The sequence below is a fragment of the Bdellovibrio sp. HM001 genome (assembly GCF_055397275.1).
On record NZ_AP029174.1, the window covers coordinates 2,912,667 to 2,934,766 of the forward strand.

Consider the following 22,100-nt stretch of genomic DNA (forward strand, 5'->3'; position numbering starts at 1 on the left):
GCCCTGGAGGTTTAACTGTGAACGAAGTTTTATTATTCCCTTTTGCTGACTATTGGTGGTTCTACGCGGGCTTTATAGCTTTCGTGATCGCTATGCTTGCCCTGGATCTGGGCGTATTTCATAAACACTCACATACGGTGAGTTTCCGCGAGGCCACGATTTGGTCTATCGTTTGGGTCACCATCGCGATGATCTTTAACGCGGGTCTTTACTACTATACCTTGATGCGGTTCCCTGAAAATCCGGGCATTGCCAAGCAGGTGGGGTTAGAGTTCCTCACCGGATATGTGATCGAAAAGTCCCTTTCTATCGATAACATCTTCGTCTTTGTTGTCGTGTTCGGGTTCTTCTCAATCCCCAACAAGTACCAGCACCGCGTGCTCTTCTACGGTATACTGGGAGCCCTTATCTTCCGTGCGATCTTTATCGCCATGGGCTCTGTGTTAATGCAGTATCAAGCTGTGGTTTTGATCTTCGGTATCTTCCTGATCATCACTGGTGTTAAGATGATGTTCCAGCCGGACAAAGAAGTGGATCCTTCTCGAAATTGGCTGATCAAATGGCTTAAAAAGCACATCCCTGTGGCTGACCGCATGCATGAAGACCATTTCTTCATCAAAGAAGATGGCATTAAAAAGGCGACCCCACTGTTCATCGCCCTGGTGTTCCTGGAATTCACGGACATCATCTTTGCGGTGGACTCCGTACCTGCGATCTTCGCAATCACAAAAGAGCCTCTTTTGGTGTTCACATCTAACATCTTTGCGATTCTGGGCCTGCGTTCGCTGTACTTCCTGTTGGCTGGTGTAGTTGATAAGTTCCACCTGCTAAAGTATGGTCTGGCTCTGGTCCTGGTCTTTGTCGGCCTTAAGATGGTATGGTTGAACAAGTTGTTCGGCGGCCACTTCCCGATCGGCATCTCTTTGGCGATTATTTTCACCTTTATCGGTGGCTCAATCGCAGCTTCATTGATGTTCCCAAAGAAAAAAGCTTAACTTATAGACAGACCCCCTAAGAAAAGAGATCATATTCTTAGGGGGTTTTTTATGACTAAAAGACTGTTCCTGGCTCTGAATGCGACCGATCCTTTGGCCGACACCTTTCTGCCGACCCTGAAAAAGCTGAAAATCAATGCTGACCGCCGCGACATGACTGTGAAGTGGGTTCCTGTCGACAACTACCATGTGACTGTCACATTTCTGGGAGAGACTCCGGAAGAAGACATCAGCAAGGTGGCTGAAACTTTGGCAGAAGTCTGCACACGCTTTACCCCGTTTGAACTGAAAATCGAAGACGTTGGAGCTTTCTCTAACGAACACGATGCCCGTGTCTTATGGCTGGGAGTTCAAAATAAAAGGTATCTGGGCGAGTTCAAAGATGCCCTGGATCAGGAACTCGTTGCGAAGAATCTGCTGTCGCAACTGGAAGAGCGAAGCTACTCCCCTCATCTGACCGTGGGGCGCCTGCGCAATCCGCGCAGCGTGAAGGATATGATTTCGCCTTTTAAAAGAAAAAGCTTCGGTAAGATTCAGGTGGATGAAGTTGTATTGTACGAATCTACACTGCAAGGGGCCTTCCCTGTGTACAAACCCCTTGCTCGATGTAAGCTGACCGGAGAAGCCGACTTATCGGATGGCATTCCCGTAAAGACGGATGTAGATATTGCTATCACGTAGATAGATCGTCACATCACCCCAGTGGCTGCCTTCAACCGTCGGGTGGAAGATCACACGAATCGTGCATCTTTGACCCGGCATCAGAATTTGTGGGCAGTTGGTGTCCACGCGATATGCAAATGACCCATGAATCCCCAACCCACGAATGAACGTGGAATCAGGTCCATTCGCCGTCAAAGTAAAATCCTGAAATCTTGCTGAGTGAACAAATGAAGTTCCGAAGTTGTAGTTAAGATATTGATCCTGAGCTTTTGCCTCAACCGTTAAAGGTTGCACAGTCACATCAGCCAAAGCCAATGCCGGAGCGAAAACCAAAGCCAGAGCCATCAAAAACTTTTTCATAGAATCCCCCTTCTATGACCTAAGTCTGGCAGGTGTGTCGGCGTGCAAGCAAACAAAAAGGGAGTCTTTCGACTCCCTTTTAATGCACTATAGCCAGAAAAAACAACCAGGCACCTTTTAGCGTCAGCCGCGCTTAGATGCCGGCTTTGTGGCGTTCTTGGTCGTCGACGTGAGTCAGGATACCGCCTTTTAGGTTTGGACGGTAAGCCAGGTGATTGATGTCGTAGATGAAGTTAGAACCGTTCACGCCTGGAGTTTGCCACTCAGGTCCCAAACGGATCGCATCCACTGGACACGCTTCTTCACAGAAACCGCAGAATACGCAGCGAAGAATGTCGATCTCGTAGCTGATCGGGAACTTTTCAACCGTTGGGTCGTTATGTTCCGCCGCCGTGATCTTGATACATTCCGCAGGGCAGTTCGTCGCGCACAACATACAAGCCGTGCAACGCAAAGAACCGTCTTTTTTAACAGTCAGAACGTGATTCCCTTTAAAGCGAGGAGAGTACTCATACTTCTCCTCAGGATAGTTCAGGGTCATCATTTTCTTACGGTTGAACAAGTTCTTCAGCAAGTGCTTCATGGTAACGCCAAGACCACCAAAGATCCCTGGCAAGAACCACTTCGACTTCTCAGAGTTGTTTTGCATTACGCTCATAGACTACCTCTCTTGAACACGAACTCGTTCTTCTTACGAGCTTCCAACGTCACCTGATCTTCACGCTGATTTGTTGGCATGAAAGGACTTACTGTCGTTGGGATAGCCAGATTCTTGCCGACCATCAACAAGGCCGCTTCGGTCAAAGTCAAAGCCTCGGAAACAACTGTCGTTACTTTCTTGAATTTCTGCTCAAGACCCGCATGGTTGATGAAGGTGCCGTCTTTTTCCACGAATGTTTTAGTTGGGATCAACCAAACATTGCCAGTCAAAGCCATCAAAGCATCGTGTTTACCCGCTTGCAGCCAGATCAGGTTGTGAGCTTTGGAAAGCTCTTTCACGCGCTCTGCGAAGTCAGGGAATGCGCCCATGTTTTCAGGACCTGCCACAACCACAGTCTTGATCGCACCGCTGGCAATGCCAGAGGAAAGATCAGACCAAGTCGCTGTGATTCCATGCTTTTCCAAAACCTTCAACAAACCTTTCGTGTTCGGGTTCTTGTCTCCGCGAAGAAGCAAGCCATCGAAGCTGTCGAAGGATTCCTTGTTGTTGATCCAGAAGAAGACCTTCTTCGTTTTGAATTCATTCACGAAAGTGGAAACAATCGCATCGAACTCTTCAACTGTGTACTGAGCTGTCAGAACCAACGCCAAAGAGTCACCTTGAGTGTTCTTCAGAACTTCATGGGCACTCTTCGCTGCCGCCCCTGCTGTCATTTCAGACCAGCCGGAAGCATTGCGAACTTGAGCTTTCAACAGACGGTGTTCACGGTTCACAAACTTGTAGATGTCACGACCTTCATCGCACATCCAGTGACCGTTGACCTGTTCGTTGTAAACCGGCTTCACGCGGAAGAAACCTTCCTTGTTGTAGTAAACTTTTACGTTACAACCTGTAGAGCAGCCGTTACATACAGTTTCAGCATCCTTTAGATACCAAACACGCTGACGGAAACGGAAGTCTTTGGAAGTCAAAGCTCCGACCGGACAGATGTCCACTGTATTCAAAGAGTATTTGTTGTCCAATGGCATGCCATCGTGAGTGCCGATTTCAGTGCGGTCACCACGGTTGAACAGACCCAGTTCGTTGGTTTTGGATACTTCCTCAGTGAAACGCACGCAGCGAGAGCACAGGATACATCTTTCAGAATCCAGAACCACGGTCGGACCCAGATCCACAACCTTGTGTTTCTTCTGCTTGTGCTCGGCCATTTCAGGATCGTACTTGCCGTACTCCATGTACTGGTCTTGCAAGCCGCACTCACCTGCTTGGTCACAGATAGGGCAATCCAACGGGTGATTGATCAAGTGGAAGTCCAAGCCCCACTTCACAGCGTCTTTTACTTTCTCAGACGTGTTGTTGATCTTCATGCCCTCAGTCACCATGGTGTTACATGCGATCTGAACACGTGGATTTCCTTCGATCTCCACCATGCAAAGACGACAAACACCGGCAACACTCAAACCTGGGTGCCAGCAATAGTGAGCGATACGATCGCCAGACTGTTGCATGGCTTCGATGATCGACGTGCCTTCTTTTACTTCGACTTCTTTGCCATTAATGGTGCATTTCGGCATATGTCGTTCCTTTTACCTTAGAGCGTCCTTCGCGAACGTAGAATTCAAACTCATCACGGAATTTAGTTACAAAGCTGAGAACCGGCAAAGCCGCTGCATCGGAAAGCGCGCAGATGGTTTTACCTTTCATGTTATCAGCCACTTTGATCAACAAATCGATGTCCTGCAAACGGCCGCGGCCTTCCAGGATCGAATGAAGAACTTTGTTCAGCCAGCCTGTACCTTCACGGCAAGGAGTGCACTGACCGCAGGATTCGTGCGCGTAGAAGTGAGTCAAAACACCCAGCATATCAACCATGCACTGGGAATCGTCGATCACGATCACGGCACCGGAACCAAGCATTGTGCCCAGACCTGCCAAAGATTCATAATCCAGATTGGCTTTGGCCACTTCTTCGGCTGTCAGAACCGGAGCAGAAGAACCACCCGGAATAACTGCTTTCAGTTTGCGACCTGGCTTCATACCGCCGCCCTCTTTCATGATCAAATCCATCAAAGAGTAACCCAGTGGAACTTCATAGTTCCCCGGAGTCATCACGTTACCGGACAATGAGAACAACTTGGTTCCCGCTGACTTTTCAGTTCCGTGTTTGCGATAGGCCTGAGCGCCATCTTTAATGATATAAGTCACCGCTGCCAACGTTTCCACGTTGTTCACGATGGTTGGCTTTTTCAGATAACCTTGAACTGCCGGGAACGGTGGTTTCAACTTCGGCTGACCTTTCAGGCCTTCCAAAGAAGAGATCATTCCTGTTTCCTCACCGCAGATATAAGCGCCTGCGCCACGGTAAACATCCAGATCGAAATCAAAACCAGAACCCAGGATGTTCTTACCCAAAAGACCTGCAGCGTATGCTTCTTTGATCGCTTTGTTCAGACATTCGATTGGATAAACGTATTCACCACGAACGTAGATGTAACCTTTGTTGGAACCGATCGCGAAAGCAGAGATGATCATGCCTTCGATCAATTGGTGTGGAGCACGCTCCATCATCATGCGGTCTTTGAATGTTCCAGGCTCACCTTCATCGGCGTTGCAAAGAAGATAACGTGGCTCTCCGTTTTTCGGCAAAAAGCCCCACTTCATACCTGTCGGGAAACCCGCACCACCGCGACCACGCAATCCCGAAGCTTTCACTTCGTCGATGATCTGCTGAGGTTGCATTTTGAAAGCTTTATGAAGAGTTTCATAACCGCCTTTGGCTTTGTAACCAGCCAAAGTCTGATATTCCGGCAGATGGTAAAACTCTGTAAGCAATTTAACTTCAGACATTATTTCATACCTCTCAGCAGATTCATCGCTGTCTCTGGAGTCAGCTTTTCATGGTAAGTGTCATTCACCTGCATCATCGGCGCAGTTCCGCAGGAACCAAGACATTCAACCTTGGAAACTGTAAAACGACCGTCTGCAGTGACTTCATTGTATTTCACACCCAGTTCATGACAGATGTGATTTGCCATCTCGCGACCGCCCTCAAGAGCGCAGGAGATGTTCGTGCAAACCTGAACGTGGTACTTACCCACAGGCTTCTGGTTGAACATGGTGTAAAACTTAAAGACTTCATTGATACGCGCCTCTGGAATATCCATCACCTGAGAAAGGTGACGGATAATATCCGGCGTGATGAAGCCGTTGTTTTCTTTTTGAGCAATGTAAAGGCTTGGAATAATAGCGGACTCTTTCGCTTCGTAGCGAGCCAGTTCACTTTTTACTGCAGCCAAGCCAGAATCAGACAATTTAAACATATTCAATATCCTTATCTATCCAGCTCACCAGCAATCAAGTTCATGGAAGCCACCGTTGCAATCGCATCGGCCAACATCGCACCTTTAACCACAGTCGGGAAGGACTGGTAGATTGCAAAGCATGGCGGACGAACTTTCAAACGGTAAGGGTTCGCGGAACCATCGCTGACAAGATAGAAGCCCAACTCTCCATTGGCTGCCTCTGTCGCGTCGTAAACTTCACCCACTGGTGGGCGAAGACCTTTGATGATCAGCATGAAGTGATTCATCAAACCTTCGATGTTGCCGTAAACGTCTTTTTTCTCTGGAAGAACAATTCCCTTGTCGCGGATAGTGTAATCACCACCAGGAACATTTTTGCAGACTTGTTCAATGATACGAACTGACTGACGCATTTCCTCGAAACGAACCAGGTAACGGTCATAGATGTCACCGCTCGTGCCCACTGGAACATCAAAGTCCAAAGCGTCGTAACCATAGTATGGCTGCGCTTTACGCAAATCCAGATTCACACCGCAAGCGCGAAGCATGGGACCTGTGTAACCCCATTGGATCGCGTCTTGAGCAGAAACTGGCAATACATCACGTGTACGCTGAATGAAGATCTTGTTATCAAGAACCATTCCCGCCATTTCATCGGTGCCACGGCGGATCTCTTTACAAAGAGCCACAACCTCGTCGAACCAACCTTCCGGAGCGTCCTGAGCCATACCACCAATACGAGTCATGGAGACCGTCAAACGGGCCCCACAAAGCTTCTCGAACAAGCCGTAAACTTTTTCACGCATACCGAACATATAGAAGAAGCCCGTCAAAGCTCCCAAGTCCATCGCACCTGTACCCAGGGCAATTGTGTGGTCAATGATACGGGAAAGTTCAGCCAGGATCACACGCATCGCCTGAGCTTTTGGCGGGATTTCCACGCCCAAAAGTCTTTCAACCGCTTTGCAGTATCCGATGTTGTTCATCGGTGCAGAACAGTAGTTCAGACGGTCTGTGTAAGGAATCACCTGGTTGTACGGGTGAGTCTCTGCCATTTTTTCGAAGCAACGGTGCAAGTAACCGATCTCGTTGTTACAACGAACGATCGTTTCCCCATCCATTTCAGCCATCACACGCAAAGTTCCGTGCATCGCTGTATGGGAAGGACCGATGTTCAATGGAAGATATTTATCATTCAACACATCACCAGGGGATCCTGGTTCATTGTTGAAGTGAATCGGCATGGAAGTCGTGCACGCCTGCTGATGGTTGGCATCGTAGTCCTTACGCAAAGGATGACCGACAAACTGATGGTGAGTCAGGATCTTGCGCAGGTTCGGGTGACCTTCAAAGATGATACCGAACATGTCGTATGCTTCACGTTCAAACCAGTCCGCGCCACGGTAAGCGGGAATTGCAGTACCGATGGACTCCCCCTCGCCCACTTGAGCTTTCACGCGCAAACGGGAGGCATCTTTGGAGTTGAACAGGTTGTAGACCACATCGAAGCGTTTTTCACGGTTCGGATAGTCCGCACCACACACGTCCATCAGGAAGTCAAATTGACCGCTTTCACGAAGGAACAACAAGAGCGCCGGAGCGTCTTCCTTAGGAACTTCAATCACGTCATCGCCAACAGCGTGAGTGAACTTGAAGTTCTCAATTTTAAATTTGCCAGCCAGAAGCTGTTTCAGATTTTCAAGCTTATTCATATGGGCTCTTCCAGTTGTCTTTCCAAGGACGAGGTTGATGAGTCGCAATCATACGTTGCAAAGCCATGATACCGTCCATCACCGCTTCTGGTGTCGGAGGGCAACCTGGGATGTAAACGTCAACAGGGATCACCTTATCCACACCCTGAAGAACGTGATAAGCGCGATAGAAACCACCGGAGCTTGCACAAGCCCCCATGGAGATCACGTATTTAGGCTCCAGCATCTGCTGATAGATGCGCACAATAACCGGTGCCATCTTTTCAGTGATTGTTCCGGCAACGACAAGCAAGTCCGCCTGACGAGGAGAGAAACGAGCCACCTCTGCACCGAAACGAGCCAAGTCATACTTGGGACCCATCACGGACATGAATTCAATACCGCAACAAGCAGTACCGTATGGCATTGGCCACAAGGAATTTTTTCTTCCCCACGCAACTATGGCGTCTAGTTTTGACGTGAAAGCAAAACCTCGTGACATATCATCTACAGCTTGGGTCCCGGTCATCCCGTCGTGGGATACCAAGCCCTGCACTTGATCGTTGTGCATAAATACACCTCTGCAATTTCATTTAGCTATCATTAAGTAGTTACTGAAAAACCGTAATCCTGACAACTAGATATGTATTATGGGACGCTCCACGGATTTCTTCAACGCACCTTTCCAAAGTGGGCCAAATGAAATTGATTCTCCTGTCGTTTAACCACAGACTTTAGACTCAACAAATTTAGGAGAAAACTCACATGAAGAAGATGGCATTGTACGTTGCTTCGGCCCTTCTTGCGGTGGCAGGTTTGTCTGGCGAAATGGCTTTGGCGAATCCGAAAACCCAAGATTTGCTTATTAAACTAGCACCAGGCTTCGTAGAATTGGAAATTCAAGGCGCAAAAGTTGAAAAGCTGAGCGAATCATGGGTTCGCGTTCAAGCTCCCCGCCGCATGAGCCTTCTGTCCCTGGAGAAAAATCCAGCCGTCGAGTACATCCAACCAAACTATAAAGTCTCTTTGCTTGAAGACTATCGTATTGAAGACCCTCTGCGCCGTGCCGCTTTAGCCAAGATGCTTTCTAGAAATCCTCAGCTTCGCGCGGCCGCTCGCCAGGACAATCCGGCGATTCCTGACGCTCCGCAAACAACAACTGGTGCTGATCCTTTGTTCAGTAAACAATGGGGCATGCTGGACATCGGTGTGGTGGATGCCTGGAAAGTGACCAAAGGAAGTCCTGAAATGGTCGTAGCCGTGATCGACACGGGCGTGGACTACACTCACGAAGACCTGCTGCCGAATCTATGGAGAAACGCTGGCGAAATTCCGAACAACGGTATCGATGACGACAACAACGGTTATATTGACGACGTCATCGGCTGGGACTTTGTCGGAAATGACAATAAGCCCTACGACCTTGCTGTAGACACCCTGGATGGCTTGTTCAAAGGCGGAAACCCTGGCCACGGAACTCACTGTGCCGGCAACGTCGCCGCACGTGGCGACAATGGGTTGGGTATTGCGGGGGTGGCTCCGAACGTGAAAATCATGTCTTTGCGTTTCATCGGCATGACTGGCGGCGGAACAACAGCTGATGCGATCAAATCCATTCGCTACGCCGTGGATAACGGCGCGAAAATCATGAACAACTCCTGGGGCTCTGAAGGTGAAGAACCGGGCGCTCCGGAAAATCAGGCTTTGCGCGACGCTGTTCAGTACGCTCAAGACAAAGGTGTTCTGTTTGTAGCGGCAGCGGGCAACGGCCACAGAGGTGTGGGCTACGATAACGACACCGACAAGCTTCCGGCTTATCCCGCCTCTTATGATCACGACATCATCATTTCTGTTGCGGCATTGGATTCTTCCGACCGCTTGGGCTCTTTCTCAAACTGGGGCCGCCGCACAGTGGATATCGGAGCACCCGGCGTGAAAGTTTTCTCGACTGTGGTTGCACAAGGTTACAGCGACACGGTGATTGACAAGTTCGGCTTCAAAGCCACATGGGATGGCACCTCCATGGCAGCCCCTCATGTTGCTGGAGCCGCCGCACTTTACTGGTCAGCGCACCCGGAAAAGACATGGCAGGAAGTCAAAGCTGCCATCATCGGATCTGCCAGAAAGATCCCGGCCCTGGAAAACAAATCTGTTTCCGGCGGCAAACTGGATGTTAAATCTTTGATGAACTACTAAGACGATCAAGCCCGGTGAAAGCCGGGCTTTTTTTTTGATTTGTTCACCTCTGCCAAATGGCAACTTTCGAAGTGATCAATTTTAAGTTTGCAGCATCTTAATTTGTAAATCTCCTCTTCTTCCCAAACAGTAGAACGTGCAATCAACTGAAAGGATCTGTATGCGCATTCTACTTTACTCTGCTATTGCGACCTCTTTCGTGGCGAGCTCCGCCTTCGCCGCAAAATACGAAATCGACAAGGCCCACACACATGTTTCCTTCACAGCTCCTCACCTGGTGGTTTCCAAAGTCAAAGGACGCTTCCATCAGGTTGCTGGAGCCTTTGATTTCGATGAAACCTCCATGAAACTTCAGGACGTCGATATCACGATCAAGACAGCTTCCCTGAACACCGAAGAGGCCGATCGCGACAAGCACCTGAAAAGCCCGGACTTCTTTGATGTCACCAAATTTCCGGATATGACTTTCAAAAGTACCAAAGTGGAGTACGAAAAAGGAAAGCCCGAGAAAGTGGAAGGCGAGCTGACCATTCGCGGAATCACCAAGAAGGTGACTCTGGAAGTCGACTATAAAGGAGCCGTGACAGACCCTTGGGGCAACCGCGTGGTCGCCTTCGATGCGGAAACCAAAGTCAACCGCAAGGATTTCGGCATGGTCTGGAATAAGGCCATGGACAAGGGCGGCTTTGTCGTCGGTGATGACATCAAGATTGAGATTGAAGGCGAAGCAAAGCTGGCCTCTTCCGCCGTTCCTAAGAAAAAATAGGGGCCGTTCATGAGCACTTCATCATTTTCCCATAAAGTGGGGATGGGCTTGCGCCCACCTCATTTTTCTTACCTGGAGCAGCGGCCCGTCACAGAGGTCGCGTGGTTCGAGGCACAGACCGAAACATACATTCACACTCAGGGCCGGTCGCTGGAAATGCTGCAAACCATCCGGCAGGACTATCCATTGGCTCTGCATGGGATCTCGATGAATATCGGCTCTCCTGAAGGCATCCGTGTGGACTACCTTCAGGGACTGCGCGAGCTGATTGAACGCGTGGAACCTTTCATAGTGTCAGACCACATGTCCTGGAATTCTGTTTCCGGACAGAATCTGCACACTGTTCTGCCACTACCTTTCACCGAAGACAGCTTGGACACCTTGGTCAATAATATCGATTTCGTTCAGAACTTTCTGCGCCGCCCGTTGGTGTTGGAGAATATCTCGACCTACATTAGTTACACCCACAACAATATGAATGAGTGGGATTTCGTCACCGAGGTCAGCCGTCGCTCCGGGTGCGCTCTGCTTTTGGATTTGAATAATGTCTATGTAAATTCCCACAACCAGGGGTTCGATCCCAAATACTACATCAATCACATTCCCCTGGAACGAGTGGCGCAAATTCATCTGTCCGGCCCCAGCAATTACGGTGGACTGCTATACGACAGCCATTCGCAAGAGATCCCCGATCAAGTTTGGGACCTGTTCCGTCTGCTGGCTCCACAGATCCGCCACCTGCCCACTTTGATTGAAAGAAACGAAGACATTCCGAACTTCCGCGAACTGGAAGTCGAAGTGATGAAAGCTGTTCATATACTGGAGAACTCCTATGAAGCTGAGCGAAATACAGAGTCTGTTTAAACGAAATCTGATGATCCCGGAAGCAGACCCCCGAGAGCTGCACAATCTAAGTCCCGTAGGAAAGCTGACCCTGGAGCAGGCTTTTCAGATCTATCATCGCGGCTACATCAATCGCCTGACACAGTCTTTGAAAGGCACCTTTGAAGCCGTCGCCTGGGTGCTGGGCGAAGCTCTGTTTGCAGAGCTGTGTCGGCATTACATAGAAGCGCAACCCTCTGTGTCCTACAATCTGTCGGTCTATGGGGAAACCTTCCCGGGCTTTATAAAAGATTCAGCCACCACCAAAGGGATCCCCTTCCTATCTGACTTGGCACGCTTTGAATGGACCTATAAAGAAGTGTTGGAGGCCCCGACCCCGGAGCCTTTACCCATCGAGCAAATTCGGGAACTGTTAAGTCAGGAGGACGTTCACATCGGAATGATTGAAGGCATGCGAGTCTTCAGCAGCGATTATTCTGTTCAGGATATCTGGAAATGTCGCAAAGATCCGGCCTACATGTTCGAAGATATCAACTGGTCCGTACCCGAACATCTTTTGATCTACAAAAAACAACAGCGCGTGCTGACACAGCGACTTTCCAAGGCCGAGGCCGTCATTCTTCAGGAACTGCAGGAAGGCGCTTCATTGGCTGAGGCTTTCAGTCATCATGCCAATGAGTTGAGCCCTGAGAAAATCACTTCTCTTATCGAAATGATGATGAGAACTGGAATTATCGCCGACGTGACGCCGGCGGAATCCTATTGAGCCTTGGCCGATTTTCCAATCACCTCGGTCGCCATGCTGGTGACCATCTGTTGCAAGGTGCTGGCTTGGGCCGACATTTCTTCGGATGTCGCGGCAGTTTCCTCTGCCGCGGCCGAAAATGCCTGGGTTTGCCGCTCTAATGAACCCATGGCCTCGTGAATGGAACGAATACCTTCAGACTGATGTGCTGTCGTTTCTGAGATCTCCTGATTCAGGAGGTTCACTTTCTGAACGGAGCTGACAATTCCATCCAGAACCTGGTCGCTTTTTTCCGCCAGTTGCAAAGAAACTTCCATTTGCGTCACATTATTGGTGATCACTGTTTTGACTTCCTTGGCTGCTTCGGCAGACTTCAACGCCAAAGAGCGTACCGCCTCTGCAACAACAGCGAAGCCCTTCCCTTGCTCTCCTGCCCGGGCGGCCTCCACGGCGGCATTGAGAGCCAGCAGATTTGTCTGGAAGGCGATGTCGTCGATAATGTTCATAGCCGAAGTGATTTCTTCAGAGATCTTGGCCATGACATTGATGGATTCAATCAGGCGCTTGACCTCCTGCGCCCCTTGCGAGGCTCCCTGCTCAGAATTTTTTGCAAGTTCGGCAGCTTCACGGGCCCGCCCCTGATTGGCCTGAACGATGTCATTCAGACTTTTTATAGAGCTTAGAGTTTCTTCAATACGAGCCGCAGATTCCACCGCCCCTTGCGCCACATTTTGTCCGGCGCTGGAAAGCATATTGGATGCCTCCAGAACCTGTTGACTGGCACCGTGAGTTTCATTCACCGTGCGAGCCAGGAAGTTCATCAGGCGACCCGCAAAGACAAAGAACAGACCAAACGCCAAAACAAAGGCCGCAGAAAAACCAATCAACACCTTATTGCGAAACGAAGAGATGGCCGCCTCGACGTCATCCACATAGACGCCGCTGCCGACCACCCACTGCCACGGAGCGAAGTTGCGCACAAAGCTGATTTTCGGCTCCGGATTTGGCGAACCAGGTTTGGGCCACAAATAAGGCACAAACCCTTCTCCTTCCTTGGCCTTGGCTTTTTCAGCGAAGGCTACGAACAAACGAAACCCGTTGGGGTCTTTAAAATCACTCAGGTCTTTGCCGTTGAGTTCAGGCTTAAAAGGATGCATTAACATCGTTGGATGCAAATCATTAATCCAGAAGTATTCATTGCCGTTATAACGAAGTTTGGAAACTGCCAGCAAAGCCTGCTTTTGTGCTTCTTCCACGGAAAGTACTTTTTGCTCTGACAACTCATGATAGTGAGCCAGAACTTTCGAGGCGATATCCACCGTGCTACGAATGGCCACACGACGATCCTCGTACATGCTTTCACGCACCAAAGGCAGTACATAAAACAGGACTATAGCCCAGAGCGGAATTAGCGCCGCAATCAAAAGGGCCAGGGTTTTATAACGATAGCTGCGTGTTTTCCAAAGGCGATTCAGCATAGACTCATACTCCTGGGGTAGACCGTCAGGAGACTCTTCGGAAGACTTAATAGTTACTGAATATATCTCAACGGTTTATGAGGAAGATTTTGGATCCCATATGACCCAAATCAGTCCGTTCCGCCACCTTCGCCTGGGTTTCTCCGGGTATTCACCCCCGGAGGTATGATCTCATCTCCGAACAACGACTGTTCAGAAGGATAGCGTCGAGAGTATGCTATCAGGTCCTTGTGATAGGACAGCAGGATGCTGCCATTTTGAAGAATATTGATCAGGTACTGCACATGCTCCAGTCCCACGGCAAAACACCCTTCGCTCCACCCCAAGCGCCCATTGCGCAGAATAAAGTCCTCGCTGACATAGGTCGCCCCGTGCAGAACGATATTGCGAATGCGAGAGTTGTTGTTCGATCGATCGATACCATCCAGATAAAGGGAAAGTCCGTTCTTGCTACTTAGATAAGTTCCCTTGGCATAGTAAAATCCCAGGGAGCTTTTCCAGGAATCCGGCAGATTTGAAAAGCTGCGCGTTTCTAAAATTCCGGAACGAATCCCGTGGGCCACATGGAAACGTTCAACACGCCCGCTTCGCAGATTCAGCAAATAAAGACGCTTTTCCACAGAGGGCCGGGAGTAATCCACCAGCACGGCATAATCGGTGTTAGGAATGCGCCCTTCATTGTAGTCAAACATGCGAAAAATCAGATCCAACGGTTCACGAGGCACATACTGCTCCAGCAAGACATCAAATAGCAGTCGTCCACCAGCCACACGACGGTTGTACATGGACTCGGCATAACTGGAGGAGGCGAAGAACATCGTCACAAACGCAAGAACAACCAGAACACCTGAGATGAGTTTTGAGTGATTTTTTTCCGAGTAATTCATTCCTCCACTGTCGAGGCAGAAGCAAACATCGGCAAATTAAGAATCAGAAAGAGTCGGACGAGGGCCAAGGGATATAGGGAACATCCTGACAGACAATCGGCAAAGCATCGGCTTGCAAAGGAGCCGCCGCTGCATCAATTTCAGCAGATTCCTGAAGAAGAAGTATGTGCGATCTCAAAACAATACGGGAAAGATATTCACTCGACACTTTGTTCAGAGCCTTGGACTTTGCCGCATGCACTGGTGTCAAAGCGGCCATGCGACGAATAGATTCCAGAATGTGTTTCACCATGCAGTTGTACCGGGGCTTTTGATCCAGCTCTTTGATCTGCGCATCTGCAAAGTGCGCCAAGGTCCCATAGGCTTTGGCTTTGTAAAGTTCCAGAAGTCGATCTTTGATACCTTCCACATCCGGACGACGATAATTGTGCAAAGAATCTTTACCGTCAGGATGGCGCGCCTGGAATTTCGGAGTCTCTGACATGGAAATAAAATCCTGACACAAAATGGGAATACCAGCCGCCTGATAAGGGGCGGCCCAGGCATCCGCAAACGGCACAGCCACGACAAGCTTGCGCTCCATCCAGATTAATTTGTCAGAAACAATTTTGCTTTTGCCGTTGGAAAGACGCGCATACAAGGGCTTGCGCTCTTGATTCAGATCCATCGCCTCACGAATGTGTTCAGACAAGCAAGGTCGCACATCCCGAAGCCCAGCCCCTGCCGCCACAGGCAATAAAGAAAGACCCAGCAATGAAAGCAAAGTCACCAAAATCCGCATAAGAAGCTATATACCACACCCCACGTTCCCCCTGAGTCAAAGGAACGCCCCCATGAAAAAAAGCCCCACCCGTCAAATCCCTAAACAAGCGAGTTGGGCCAAAGGCCCCAACAAGCCAAAAGCGAGCTGCCAAAGGCAGCAAGCCCTCGCCCTCACCAGCGAGCTGCCAAAGGCAGCAAGCCCACCCACAACCGGGAACCAAGGTCGGTCAAAACGGTCCATATCCAAGGCGGAGGGGTCCCGCTGAAGCGGAGGCGTGCTCCAAGCACGTCGGAGCGAAAGCGGTCCCCCGACAACGCAGGAGATGGGCCGTTTTCACCGTCCGCCCTAGTCTTTTTTCTTGATGGCTCCCATGTAGGAATACTGCCACGGCCTAAACGCCAGCAAAACCCCCGTATCCACCACCGATACATTGTGCTCGATTTCGTAGCGGGACTCTTCCTGCATATCCATCATCAGGCGTTCCAGTTTGGCTTTGTATTTGGCCAGCGTGGGCGTGCTGATCTTAATCAGGGTGAAGCGAATATAGTCTTCCGGACGGAAATCATAATTCAGATAGTTGGATTTGGTTTGATCAAACAGAGCTTTCCCGACAGGCCCATCCCGGCGGAAGCGCAAAAAGCCCTGACGTTTCAGCTTCACTTTGTCGCGTGGATGCAGTTCGATCAGATTCAGACGATCCAGCTGGAACAGATATTTTTTCGATTCGGAACTGGAAATCTGATATTCCTTTTCAATCTTCAGCGGCGTTTTTCCTTCCTGCAACATCATATAGTAATGCAGCAGGCGCGCATTTTCCGCCAAAGCCTTTTCCTGCTCATCACTGAGGATCATTGGCTGGTTGGCCTCCTCCAAATTCGCGGACTTGACGATCTCAGAAAAGCTCAGGTCCGCAATGCGGCAGATCTCTTCCAGCCTTTCAAGGCTGAGACTTTTGCTGGAAAGGATTCTTTTAACGCTAGACTCACTCAAGTCCAGCGCCTTAGCGAGATCTCTATATAGAATGTTCTTCGCTTTTAAGGATCGTTTTAAGGCATTCAAAAACTGGTCAACTTGTGACATCTCAACCTCCAAAACCAGAGTATCGTATATCAATACCTCAAGCAAGGGTATTGAATATTAGGACCACTTTGCCGATCCTAGGAATAACAAAGGAGGTCCGCAATGAACTTTCTTAGGACTATTTTCGCTCGTTTGACTGAACAAAGACCGTTCTTTTACGGCTGGGAACAACGGGCCTTTGAACGACGCCAGGAGCAAACCTTCGGCTCAGCCCAAACTTCTTGCAGACTCTGGAAGGATTAAATACAGTCCTTCCTTGAATGCAAACTGCAGCCGACAACAATCTCCTCTATAAGCGTCCTCTTTGGTATTATATCAAAAACAATCCCCGAGCCTTCGGCTTGGGGATGCTTTTTCTTCTGCTCACCAATGCTCTGGACGGGGTTTATCCTCTGATCATGAAGGCCGCCATCGATCAGATCGAAAGCCAGGCTCCGCTGAGCGCGATCGGCAAAACTTGTTTTGTTTTCCTAGCGATCATGAGCGGGCTGGCGATCACTCGCTACGGTTGGCGTGCGCACTTCGGTCGCTTCCATACCTTTGCAGCAGAGCACATTCGCCAAAAGATCTTCCGACATATCACTTCTTTAGGACCGAACTTCTTCCACAAAAATCCCGTGGGCGAGTTGATGAGCTTGCTGACCAACGACGTTCAGTCCTTCCGCCAGGCGATCGGCCCCGGCCTGCTGATTCTGGCTGACGGTATCATCATCATCTGTGTGAATCTGCCAATCATGATGTCCCTGAATTGGGACTGGACGTGGAAGACCCTGATCTTCCTGCCCATCGTTCCCTTCCTGATCTGGAAGGTCATGCGCCTGATTCATGCCAACTATAAGATCCAGCAGGACCGGTTCTCTGAGCTGACGGGAGTGGCGCAGGAAACCGTGGGCGGCATCCGCGTGATCAAAAGCTTCGCTCAGGAAAAAAACCGCACCGATCTTTTCAATGGCGTCAGCGCCGCCTTTGAAAAAGCCTGCAACAAGGTGGCCCGTGTGGACTCTTACTTCATCCCGGTCATGGAGTTTGGTGTGACCTCGGGAAGTGTTATTTTACTTTTCGTTGCCAAGGATGATCTGTATTCCGGTGCGGTGACCCTGGGGACCTTCTTTGCCTTCCATCGCTACATTCAGAAAATGGTGTGGCCGATGACTGCACTGGGCATGGGCTTTTCCAATTTCCAAAAAGGCTATGCCTCTTTCGACCGCATCAAGGGAGTTCTGCAAACAGAAACAGACATTCCTGACCAGGGCACGGTGGCAATCGAAAAGTTCCAGTCCCTGGAATTTAAAAATGTTTCCTTCAAACACCAGGACAGTTCTGTCTATGCCCTGAAGAATGTATCGTTCACCCTTCACGCCGGCGAAAGCCTGGGGATTATGGGCCCCGTGGGGGCTGGCAAGACGACCCTGCTGCATTTGCTGACGCGAATGTACCCGCTGAATGAAGGACAGATTTTGGTCAATGGCCATCCTATTGAATCCGTAACTCAGGAATCCTTGCGGCGCACCTTCCTGCTGGTTCCGCAAGAGGCCTTCTTGTTCAGTGAAAGTGTGTCAGAGAATTTAAGCTTCGGTCTTGCCGAAAAGGCCCCGGATCTGGAAATCCAGCGCATGACAGAAATGGTGGACTTGACCAAAGAAATTGAATCCCTGCCACATAAGTTTGAATCACAACTGGGTGAACGTGGGGTGAATCTTTCCGGCGGCCAAAAACAACGCCTGACCATTGCCCGTGGAATTATCATGAAAACACCGGTGCTGGTGCTGGATGATTCCTTAAGTGCGGTGGACACTCGCACTGAAAAAGCCATTGAACAGGAGCTTCGAAAGAATCACAGCGGAATGAGCCGCATTATCGTGGCCCACCGTCTGTCGTCACTGAAGGGGGTTGATCGCCTGCTGATCCTGAAAGACGGTCAGGTCGAAGCCTGTGGCACTTTTGATCAGGTTCTGGCAACAAGCCCGACCTTCCAAAAAACTGTTCAGATTCAGGGACAGGGGGAACATCATGAATGATAATTTCATGAACGAAGACCTGGTAAAAACCAAGGTAACTTATCCAGTCCTCTTCAAAAGGCTTTGGCCGTATGCCCGTCGGGAAAAGATGCTGCTGTATTCTGCCATCTTCGCGGTGGCTGGTGGCGCCACTGTGGCACGTCTGATCCCCGCGTTGATCGGGTATGCCATCGACCACGGTGTGAAGGATAAGAACTACGAGGTCTTCACCAATGTAGCCTATGCCTATCTGGCACTGGAAGTAATGCGTTCGCTGTTTTCGTTTGGGAATGCCTATCTGTTCCAGTTGTTCGGCAATCGCATGCTTTTCCATCTGCGCGAAGATCTGATGAACCACGTGCAGCGCCTGCCTTTGCAGTTTTTCAATAAAACCCCCACCGGTCGTATTGTCACCCGTCTTACCAATGACGTCATGTCATTGGGAGAGCTTTTCACCGAAGGTGTCATTTCAGTCTTCACAAATGCCGTGATGATCGCCTCTGTCGTTATCGCGCTTTCTTTGATTTCCTGGAAGCTGACTGTCGTGTCCCTGTTCCTGGCGCCGCTGTTTATCTGGGCGTCCTTTTATCTATCCAATAAAATTCGCGAGATTCTTCGCGAGCAGAAAAAGAAACTGTCCCTGATCAATGCATTCCTGGCAGAAAACCTCAATGGCATCAAGGTGGTGCAGCTGTACAACCGGGTCACAAAAAATCGGGCCAAGTTCGCCGAATTGTCGACGGATTATCGCGACACCAACATGCGCTCGATCAAAGCCTATGCCCTGATGCAGCCGATTATGAATTTGTTCAATGCGGTGACGATCACTTCGGCTTTGTACTTTGGCGGATTCCTGAGTGCGCAGAACTCGATTGCGATTGGGTCTTTGGTGGCTTTCCTGATGAACATTCAGGACTTTATCCCTCCCTTACGCGAAATTCTGGAAAAGTATCAACAGTTCCAAAACTCCCTGACCAGTGCCGAGCGTATCTTTACTTTGATGGATGAACCCAAAGAATTCGAGATTGAACAGCTGACCAGCCCGGGGGCTTTGCGTGGCGAGCTGGAAATTCGCAACCTGAACTTCCAGTACGAAAGCCATTTGCCTCTGGTACTGAAGAACATCAGCTTGAACATCAAAGCCGGAGAGTCCATCGCACTGGTGGGTCGTACCGGCAGCGGCAAGTCCACATTTATCTCCTTACTGCAAAGATTCTATGATGCTCCGGAAAAGACGATCTTTGTAGACGGCATTGCCCTGGAAAGAATCCAGCGCGAGGAAATCCGCCATCACGTCGGCGTGGTACAGCAGGACAACTTTATCTTCCGCGGGACGGTTCGTGACAATATCGGACTGGGGGATCCTCGCATCAGCGAAGAACAAATCCAACAGGCCTGCGATAAAACGGGCTACAGCCAACTGCTGTCACGCACAGGACGGGATCTTTCAAGCCCTGTGGCCGAACGTGGCTCCAATCTTTCCGTGGGCGAGCGTCAGCTGATCGCCTTTGCACGCATTCTGGCGTTCAATCCGGACATTCTAATTCTGGATGAAGCCACGGCCAATATTGATTCTGAAAGTGAGCACATCATCCAGGAAGCCACGAAAGAAATCACGCGCGGGCGCACCAGTATCATTATTGCCCACCGTCTTTCAACGATTCAGCAATGCGACCGGATTGTGGTTTTGAATCAGGGGGAAATCGCGGAAGTGGGCTCTCACGAAGAACTTATGAAAGCCCAGGGAATGTACTATCAGTTCGCTTCTCTGGGTTTGAAGTCCACCTTGATGGATGCATCGGCCGCCGGGACCGCCGATCCATAGAAGCGAATGGAGTTGGAGGCCTCCAGATAATCCCAGCCGTTCTGGGAGCTGCGCGGGACCTTCTGACCATTGATCGTCACCACGATGGATTCAATCACCGGCAGCTTGGAAAGCTTAAAGTCCGTCAGAATCTGGAAGATGCGGGCGCGAATGTTGGATACCGATGATGCCAGGTTCGTGCTGCAGATGGATTCTTTCACCCCGCCTGACACATCGGCAAGACCAATATAGCTTAATCCCGCAGAAGCAAAGTCATTAAAGGTCTTGCACTGTGAGGTCAGACTGAGCACACCGATAAAACTGAACATCCACGATCTGCTGCCGTCCACCCATGGAGTTTTAATACTGTCCAGGAAGTTTGTGTAATAGGAAATACCGGCTGAAGAGTTGGACTTACTAAAGTCATCTTCATCCGATAGTGCCACGACCACCAAGAGTGCGTCGTCCCGGAAGAAGCCCTTGCCTTCATTGGCCAGATAGCCGGATGAAAGAGCTCGTTCCATGGACTCCAATCCTCGTTCCAGATTGCTCCCCGCCTCACCCACGATCATGCGGGCCTTCAAATTGTTAATCAGATCCGGTGTTTTGGAGGTCACATACTTGGGAGTTCCGATAAAGCGTCCCCCATCCGGATTGTCGCCACCCATACTGGTGGTCACCACGGCCATGTGATAATCCATCTTCAGGGAATTCAGTTTTGTCACAAGATCCGGGATCTGATCACTTAGGCGCTGCTGATGTTTCAGCATGGAGGTGGAATTATCCACAATCCAAAGAATGTCGACTTTGTTGTTATAAGTGATGCTTTGACCGAAATTGTCCTGAGAAGGCGGCAAATCGAACGCCACATTCTGTTCACAGGCCATCAGCAAAACCGATGAGATTGCCAGAAGTGAAAGTCGAAAATCCATTTTCATCATGGGACATCCTCTCAAAGGCCGCTTTTATGCAGCCTTCGTCGTAAAGTTCTTGATAGATTCGCGAGCGGACTGACTTAGCGTTGTGAATTTCACACCGTACTTCACCGGCTCCACCGCACTGCTGCCGTCTTTAACATACTGTTTGCTCACGATCTGGCAGACAGCATTGAAGGGCGGAACTCCATCCCCCGGCTGAAAATGCAGGAACAACGACTGTCCGGGCTGCAGGTTCGGGCTGTCAATCAAGACACCGGCACCGCCAGCACTGATTTCCAGCGCCTGACCGCGGAAAACGGTTTTATTGTTATGCACGATCAAAGAAGCGCCATAGGACGCGCGCACATGACGACGGCGGAAAAAGATTTCTGCCACATCGGCTTCTTTGGAGTCTTTCATCACACGAATTTTTTCCGGAGCGAAGTCTTCAACTTCGGCAACCCTTTTCCACGCAGGAAGCTTCGAGTGCCAGATATAGTCGTATTCAAACAGTGCCTTTTCCTGAAGCATCTGAATCAGCTCTAACTGACAGAAAGGACCGTAGTTGTTGCCTTCCTTCAGGATGAACCATTCTTTGTCTTTCAGAAGATGCTTGTTCAAAGAAACGGCCGGAGTCGATTGGGGACGAGTTGCCGGCTTTTGCGCCAGTTTGGCTGAAAATTCAGGATGCTCGAGCAACATCACCCACTCACCCATGGATTCATCATAGATATAATCAGTCCATTGATTTTCTTGGGACTCAATCTTTTTCAGGACCGTCTCAAGATTGAACGGACCAATATGAGTGCCATTGTTAGAAAGATAATACTGTTTTGCCATGCTCTCGTTACTCCTTGAGAGGTCTATCGGCACAAACAGGACCTGACTTAACTGTAGGAAATTAGACAATTTGTTGGAAATTTGTTTGAAGAATTTTGTCGAAATTGTCGAC

General features: G+C 49.7%; 21 protein-coding genes. 8 read left to right on the plus strand and 13 right to left on the minus strand.

Going from position 1 to position 22,100, the window contains the following annotated elements:
- The first annotated feature begins 17 nt into the window (after nt 1–17).
- A complete protein-coding gene (locus ACZ5ZZ_RS13750; RefSeq protein ID WP_464118255.1) occupies nt 18–995 on the plus strand; it encodes a TerC family protein in 978 nt (325 codons plus the stop codon).
- 51 nt (nt 996–1,046) lie between these two features.
- Nucleotides 1,047–1,676, plus strand: a complete 630-nt coding sequence (gene thpR, locus ACZ5ZZ_RS13755) for an RNA 2',3'-cyclic phosphodiesterase (RefSeq protein WP_464139896.1) — start codon at nt 1,047–1,049, stop codon at nt 1,674–1,676.
- Here thpR and ACZ5ZZ_RS13760 read toward each other — a convergent pair.
- The 7 genes from ACZ5ZZ_RS13760 to ACZ5ZZ_RS13790 form a co-directional block, all read right to left on the minus strand.
- Complete coding sequence (locus ACZ5ZZ_RS13760; protein WP_464118258.1) at nt 1,626–2,018, minus strand: hypothetical protein; 393 nt, start codon at nt 2,016–2,018, stop codon at nt 1,626–1,628. The two genes, thpR and ACZ5ZZ_RS13760, sit on opposite strands and share 51 nt — an antisense overlap.
- Nucleotides 2,019–2,151: 133 nt before the next feature.
- Complete coding sequence (locus ACZ5ZZ_RS13765) at nt 2,152–2,676, minus strand: NuoI/complex I 23 kDa subunit family protein (protein WP_464118259.1); 525 nt, start codon at nt 2,674–2,676, stop codon at nt 2,152–2,154.
- Complete coding sequence (locus tag ACZ5ZZ_RS13770) at nt 2,673–4,253, minus strand: NADH-quinone oxidoreductase subunit G (protein ID WP_464118260.1); 1,581 nt, start codon at nt 4,251–4,253, stop codon at nt 2,673–2,675. The genes ACZ5ZZ_RS13765 and ACZ5ZZ_RS13770 overlap by 4 nt, the downstream gene beginning before the upstream one ends.
- Nucleotides 4,234–5,526 (minus strand): NADH-quinone oxidoreductase subunit NuoF, encoded by a 1,293-nt coding sequence (gene nuoF / locus ACZ5ZZ_RS13775; RefSeq protein WP_464118261.1) that lies wholly within the window; start codon nt 5,524–5,526, stop codon nt 4,234–4,236. Before nuoF ends, ACZ5ZZ_RS13770 begins: the two co-directional genes overlap by 20 nt.
- Complete coding sequence (locus ACZ5ZZ_RS13780; RefSeq protein WP_464118262.1) at nt 5,526–5,999, minus strand: complex I 24 kDa subunit family protein; 474 nt, start codon at nt 5,997–5,999, stop codon at nt 5,526–5,528. Before ACZ5ZZ_RS13780 ends, nuoF begins: the two co-directional genes overlap by 1 nt.
- A gap of 11 nt (nt 6,000–6,010) precedes the next feature.
- Complete coding sequence (nuoD, locus tag ACZ5ZZ_RS13785) at nt 6,011–7,693, minus strand: NADH dehydrogenase (quinone) subunit D (protein WP_464118263.1); 1,683 nt, start codon at nt 7,691–7,693, stop codon at nt 6,011–6,013.
- Complete coding sequence (locus ACZ5ZZ_RS13790) at nt 7,686–8,174, minus strand: NADH-quinone oxidoreductase subunit B (protein ID WP_464121429.1); 489 nt, start codon at nt 8,172–8,174, stop codon at nt 7,686–7,688. Before ACZ5ZZ_RS13790 ends, nuoD begins: the two co-directional genes overlap by 8 nt.
- A 263-nt stretch (nt 8,175–8,437) precedes the next feature.
- Here ACZ5ZZ_RS13790 and ACZ5ZZ_RS13795 point away from each other — a divergent pair, with 263 nt between their 5' ends.
- From ACZ5ZZ_RS13795 to ACZ5ZZ_RS13810, 4 genes are all read left to right on the plus strand, one after another.
- The gene (locus ACZ5ZZ_RS13795; RefSeq protein ID WP_464139898.1) at nt 8,438–9,868 is read left to right on the plus strand and encodes a S8 family peptidase; all 1,431 of its coding nucleotides are present in this window, start codon (nt 8,438–8,440) and stop codon (nt 9,866–9,868) included.
- A 160-nt stretch (nt 9,869–10,028) separates the two neighbouring features.
- Nucleotides 10,029–10,634: a YceI family protein gene (locus ACZ5ZZ_RS13800; RefSeq protein ID WP_464118265.1), complete on the plus strand. Its 606-nt coding sequence runs from the start codon at nt 10,029–10,031 to the stop codon at nt 10,632–10,634.
- A gap of 9 nt (nt 10,635–10,643) precedes the next feature.
- Nucleotides 10,644–11,498, plus strand: a complete 855-nt coding sequence (locus ACZ5ZZ_RS13805; RefSeq protein WP_464139900.1) for an MbnB/TglH/ChrH family RiPP precursor modification enzyme — start codon at nt 10,644–10,646, stop codon at nt 11,496–11,498.
- Nucleotides 11,467–12,243, plus strand: coding sequence for an HvfC/BufC family peptide modification chaperone (locus tag ACZ5ZZ_RS13810; protein WP_464139902.1), 777 nt, complete (start codon nt 11,467–11,469; stop codon nt 12,241–12,243). Before ACZ5ZZ_RS13805 ends, ACZ5ZZ_RS13810 begins: the two co-directional genes overlap by 32 nt.
- Here ACZ5ZZ_RS13810 and ACZ5ZZ_RS13815 read toward each other — a convergent pair.
- The 4 genes from ACZ5ZZ_RS13815 to ACZ5ZZ_RS13830 all read right to left on the minus strand — a co-directional run bounded on the left by ACZ5ZZ_RS13815 (nt 12,237) and on the right by ACZ5ZZ_RS13830 (nt 16,430).
- Nucleotides 12,237–13,700: a cache domain-containing protein gene (locus tag ACZ5ZZ_RS13815; RefSeq protein ID WP_464131813.1), complete on the minus strand. Its 1,464-nt coding sequence runs from the start codon at nt 13,698–13,700 to the stop codon at nt 12,237–12,239. The two genes, ACZ5ZZ_RS13810 and ACZ5ZZ_RS13815, sit on opposite strands and share 7 nt — an antisense overlap.
- Nucleotides 13,701–13,810: 110 nt before the next feature.
- A complete protein-coding gene (locus ACZ5ZZ_RS13820) occupies nt 13,811–14,587 on the minus strand; it encodes a murein L,D-transpeptidase catalytic domain family protein (protein ID WP_464131815.1) in 777 nt (258 codons plus the stop codon).
- Between the two features lie 43 nt (nt 14,588–14,630).
- Entirely contained in the window at nt 14,631–15,368 is a 738-nt protein-coding gene (locus tag ACZ5ZZ_RS13825; RefSeq protein WP_464131817.1) for a hypothetical protein, read from the minus strand.
- A gap of 327 nt (nt 15,369–15,695) precedes the next feature.
- The gene (locus ACZ5ZZ_RS13830) at nt 15,696–16,430 is read right to left on the minus strand and encodes a helix-turn-helix domain-containing protein (protein WP_464139904.1); all 735 of its coding nucleotides are present in this window, start codon (nt 16,428–16,430) and stop codon (nt 15,696–15,698) included.
- A gap of 260 nt (nt 16,431–16,690) precedes the next feature.
- Between ACZ5ZZ_RS13830 and ACZ5ZZ_RS13835 the strand changes: the two genes are divergently transcribed.
- The gene (locus ACZ5ZZ_RS13835) at nt 16,691–18,448 is read left to right on the plus strand and encodes an ABC transporter ATP-binding protein (RefSeq protein ID WP_464139906.1); all 1,758 of its coding nucleotides are present in this window, start codon (nt 16,691–16,693) and stop codon (nt 18,446–18,448) included.
- Complete coding sequence (locus ACZ5ZZ_RS13840) at nt 18,441–20,252, plus strand: ABC transporter ATP-binding protein (protein ID WP_464139908.1); 1,812 nt, start codon at nt 18,441–18,443, stop codon at nt 20,250–20,252. The genes ACZ5ZZ_RS13835 and ACZ5ZZ_RS13840 overlap by 8 nt, the downstream gene beginning before the upstream one ends.
- Here ACZ5ZZ_RS13840 and ACZ5ZZ_RS13845 read toward each other — a convergent pair.
- Nucleotides 20,183–21,172 carry a hypothetical protein gene (locus ACZ5ZZ_RS13845; RefSeq protein WP_464118274.1) on the minus strand — a complete coding sequence of 330 codons (990 nt, stop codon included), beginning with the start codon at nt 21,170–21,172 and terminating at the stop codon, nt 20,183–20,185. The two genes, ACZ5ZZ_RS13840 and ACZ5ZZ_RS13845, sit on opposite strands and share 70 nt — an antisense overlap.
- Nucleotides 21,173–21,196: 24 nt before the next feature.
- Nucleotides 21,197–21,988 (minus strand): GYF domain-containing protein, encoded by a 792-nt coding sequence (locus ACZ5ZZ_RS13850; protein WP_464118275.1) that lies wholly within the window; start codon nt 21,986–21,988, stop codon nt 21,197–21,199.
- Nucleotides 21,989–22,100: the final 112 nt, after the last annotated feature.